This is a genomic window from Cryobacterium sp. Y62 (assembly GCF_002929785.1).
Lineage (GTDB): Bacteria > Actinomycetota > Actinomycetes > Actinomycetales > Microbacteriaceae > Cryobacterium.
The window spans coordinates 1-1024 of the sequence record NZ_PJJK01000002.1 but is presented as its reverse complement, the minus strand read 5'-3'; the positions used below and the strand labels follow the sequence as shown (position 1 = coordinate 1024).

The window sequence follows — 1024 nt, the reverse complement described above, 5'->3', positions numbered from 1 at the left end:
GCACAAGCTGCTGGCGTATGCGCCGCCGCTCAGATTTCAGCCTTCCGCCGCGGAACATGCGCAGGTGACCGCAAGGGGGACCCCCTGCGGGACGGCATTCTGACGCCGATTCACGAAGAGGCTCCATTCTCAGATTCGATACGATTCCCGTCACACTCTGGTTCGGGATTTTTGCTTCCAGACCGAGCCGGCAGGATCAGGCACCAGACTCGGACGAGAAATCGGCGGGCGAAAAAGAGCAGAGCCAGCAGCCCGACAACGATAGGGATGGCAATCGGCCAAGCGGTGGTGAAAACGAGAATCACCGCAAGGGCTTCAAAGCCGATCAGCGAGGCTGCCGCGACATACATCGCAGCTGCGAGGTCGTTCAGTTTCCACCAGGCGCGCGTCAATAATTCTTTCGTTCGCCTCGAGTGCACATTCCGGTGTGGATCTAGTCGTGGCTGTATTGATGTCGTTAGCATTCCTTCTCCTACAGATAGCGGCGCACAGTTGTGTCTGCCGGCCGGCTCCCAAGGAGGAGGTGCACGCTGAATCGACGTGCTCCACCGAGGGTCAGGCGACGGGCGTCTGACCCGTGGGGGCGCGCGGCATAGGAGTGCCTCTGCCACATCGCGTTATCTGTGGTGTGAAGTGCGAACGCGGCGGAGCGCCCCCGCTTTGCGTGGACGACCCGCGCAGGTCGAATCGCCGCGCCACAACAAAAACCAGGAGGGCCACGATTACAGCGAAACCCAGGAGAATTCCGACGGCGACCATGATGACGAAACCCGGATGACCCAACGTCAGATGCGGGCTGGCAACAACGAGCGCAAAATGGCAAATCATGTAAAGATCTTGCAGCACCATGCCCCCTCACGCACTCCTCTTACCGCTCAGCGTACCCGTCACGGCCTCGCGCACAAGCGTCCGTAGCCGGAACGCCTAACGCGGCACATTTGGTCTGACCTGCCGCGGGTATTTCGGACAGCGGAATTAGTGGTTTCTCCTACGCTGCCAATGCTGGCTGTTGATAACCATAATG

At 59.8% G+C, this 1024-nt stretch carries 1 protein-coding gene; it reads right to left on the bottom strand.

All coding sequences use genetic code 11. The features are described 5' to 3' along the window. Positions 1-110 precede the first annotated feature (110 nt). Positions 111-392 carry a hypothetical protein gene (locus tag CXY71_RS00015; RefSeq protein WP_104133705.1) on the bottom strand — a complete coding sequence of 94 codons (282 nt, stop codon included), beginning with the start codon at positions 390-392 and terminating at the stop codon, positions 111-113. Positions 393-1024 lie beyond the last annotated feature (632 nt).